At 73.3% G+C, this 2,480-nt stretch carries 4 protein-coding genes; 1 reads left to right on the forward strand and 3 read right to left on the reverse strand.

Annotated features, from left to right (window positions below; all coding sequences use genetic code 11):
* The 3 genes from AB0L34_RS33565 to AB0L34_RS33575 form a co-directional block, all read right to left on the reverse strand.
* A partial coding sequence (locus AB0L34_RS33565; protein ID WP_363709675.1) for a hypothetical protein occupies window positions 1-792 on the reverse strand: 792 nt, incomplete at its 3' end.
* 9 nt (window positions 793-801) lie between these two features.
* Window positions 802-1,095 carry a WXG100 family type VII secretion target gene (locus AB0L34_RS33570; protein WP_350711723.1) on the reverse strand — a complete coding sequence of 98 codons (294 nt, stop codon included), beginning with the start codon at window positions 1,093-1,095 and terminating at the stop codon, window positions 802-804.
* On the reverse strand, window positions 1,092-1,400 hold the full coding sequence (locus AB0L34_RS33575) for a hypothetical protein (protein ID WP_363709678.1): 309 nt from the start codon (window positions 1,398-1,400) through the stop codon (window positions 1,092-1,094). The genes AB0L34_RS33570 and AB0L34_RS33575 overlap by 4 nt, the downstream gene beginning before the upstream one ends.
* A 170-nt stretch (window positions 1,401-1,570) precedes the next feature.
* On the opposite strand from AB0L34_RS33575, the gene AB0L34_RS33580 reads away from it, so the two are divergent.
* Window positions 1,571-2,480: serine/threonine-protein kinase (locus tag AB0L34_RS33580; RefSeq protein ID WP_363709680.1), on the forward strand; the 910-nt coding region annotated here is incomplete at its 3' end.

Here is a 2,480-nt window from a genome sequence, read left to right on the forward strand (position 1 = left end):
CCGCTTGTCGAAGTCCGGGCGGTTGCGCAGCACCAGCACGGCCGGGCCGCGGGGCGTGGTGCCGGCCGCCTTGGCGGTGCGGAACACGTCGGCGTCTTCCAGGTGCGCCGAGACGATCTTGGCGCCCTTCGGCTGCGTCTGCCGCGTCGGCGTGGTCCGCCGCGACCGGTTGGCGGAAAGGCGGGGCGCGGCGGCGAGGACGGCCTGGGCGCAGCGGTTCGCGGCGTCCTGGTGGCGGTGGGCGGCCTCCGCCACCGCCCGGCAGGCGGTCTGCCGTTCGAACTCACACATGCCCGCTTCGCGGCCGAGCGCCACGGCCCACTGCCGTTCGGGCTCCCGGAGGCCCTGGCTCAGGTGCGCCGCCGACGCCGCGTCGAGCCCGCGCCAGAGGCCGCCACCCTGGAAGGACACGGGCACCACCTGACAGAACCGCTGCAACAGCGCTTGGTAGCGCTCGTGCGCCTGGGTGCCCTGCCGCAGGGCGAGCCGGGACGCCGTCTGGACCTGATCCAACTCCTGGGCGTAGCCGGACAGGGCGGCCGCGCAGGCGTCGTAGGCCGTGGTCAGCGTGGCGGCGTCGTCGGGAAGTTCGGCGAGCATGACGTCGAGGACGTCGGCGTAGTCACCCCACAGACGCAGGCGGGCCCGGTCGACGGCCACCCCACGGAGCCGCTGGCCGGCCTTGCGGGACTGGTCGGCCTGCTGCCGCAGTCGATCGGCCAGCGCACGAACCTGTTCCGGTGACCCGGGCGTCGGATCGGTCCGCTGGTCGACGACCAACCAGTTCTCCATCTGCGGCGGTCAGCCGAGCCCGCCGGCGAGGCGGTTGTCCAGGTCCTGGTATTCCCGGACAACCTCGTTGAGGAACGTCGACATGCCCTCCAGGCCGTCGATCATGTTCTGCGCGCCGGTGGACCACTGCTGGTACGAGTCCTGGAACCGCCCGGAGGCGAGCTGCGTCCGGAACTCGCTGCCCACGAGTTGGTCGATCATGGACTTGAGCGCCTGGAGTCGCTGGGTCATCTCCACCTGCCCGGACCTGAGCTGCGACGCCGCCCGCTGCAGCCCGTCGTAGCCGACATTCACATCCGTCATGTGTCGCTCCTTCTGCTGGTGTGGCCGGGAATCGCCTGGCGGTTCAGCATCTCGTCGAGCGATAACTGCCCGTCGGCGGCCCGGTCGAGCCACCGCGCCAGGCGTCGCAGCGACTCGTCCAGGTCGTGGTGGGACCGTGCCGCGGCATCGGCGAAGCGCTGCAACGACTCCGCCACCGCGTCGGATCCGGCGAACCCCGGGGCGTCGGGTCGTTGCCAGGTGGCCGCCGCCTCGGACCGGACGGCGTCCAGGCCCCTGGACAGCTGACGCATCCCCTCCGGATCCAGGCTGAAGCGTTCCGCCATCGGTCCTGCCGCCTCCTGACATCCGTCGCCGACCGGCTGTCACCCGGCACCGCCCGATGGTGCCGGATCGGCTGGTGACGCCGGTGCCCCGGCCGTGCTGGGGGCGTTGCCGCCAGGGCCGTCCCGGTACTGTCCACAGTGACTCTACGGGCTGTCGGCAAGGAGTGGGCGTGCAGGATTCCCGGTCGTCTCAGCGGCTGGTGGCGGGGCGGTACCGGCTCGCCGAGGTGCTCGGCCGCGGGGGGATGGGAGTGGTCTGGCGCGCGACCGACGAGCTGATCGGCCGGGCGGTCGCGGTGAAGGAGATACGTGCCGACCCGGCCCTGCCGGCCGAGGAGCGCGCGCTGTTCGGGCAGCGGGCACTGCGCGAGGCGCGGACGGCGGGGCGGATCAGTCACCCGGCCGTGGCCGCCGTCCACGACGTGGTGCCCGCCAACGCCGACGACGAGGCGGTCTACATCGTGTCGGAGCTGGTGGAGGCGCCGAGTCTCGCCGACGTCCTGGAGCATGCCGGGGCGCTGCCGCCGGCCCGGGTGACCACGATGGCCGTGCGGATCCTCAACGCGCTGGCGGCGGCGCACTCGTCCGGTGTCGTCCACCGGGACATCAAGCCCGGCAACATCATGGTGCTGGACGGCGACGACGTGAAGCTCGTCGACTTCGGCATCGCCCAGGCCGACGAGGACAGTCGGCTGACCCGCAACGGCGTGATGGGCTCCACCGGCTACCTCGCGCCGGAGCTGTTCCACGGTGCCGAGCCGACCCCGGCGACGGATCTGTGGTCGGTCGGCGTGACTCTGGTGCAGGCGGTCAACGGCGAGGCTCCGTTCGACCGCGCCTCCACCGCGGCGACGATCCGCGCGGTCCTCCACGACGACCTGCCGGCCGTACGCTGTGATCCGCCGCTGGCCACCGTGATCGCCGGACTGCTCGCCCGGGACCCGGACCGACGGATGACGCTGGAGCAGGCCCGCACGCTGCTCGCCGGCGCCGCTGCCGGCGCTGACGCCGCGTCCGGCCGCCCCGGCGGCCGCCGGACCCCCCCGGCCCTGGGCGGGGCCCCCCTCTGGGGTGACCCTC

This window comes from Micromonospora sp. NPDC052213 (assembly GCF_040679695.1).
In the GTDB taxonomy this organism is placed as follows: Bacteria; Actinomycetota; Actinomycetes; order Mycobacteriales; family Micromonosporaceae; genus Micromonospora.

Coding starts and splice junctions, on each gene's coding strand:
- AB0L34_RS33570 (WP_350711723.1), bottom strand. CDS start 1,095: ATGACGGATGTGAATGTCGGCTACGACGGGCTGCAGCGGGCGGCGTCG.
- AB0L34_RS33575 (WP_363709678.1), bottom strand. CDS start 1,400: ATGGCGGAACGCTTCAGCCTGGATCCGGAGGGGATGCGTCAGCTGTCC.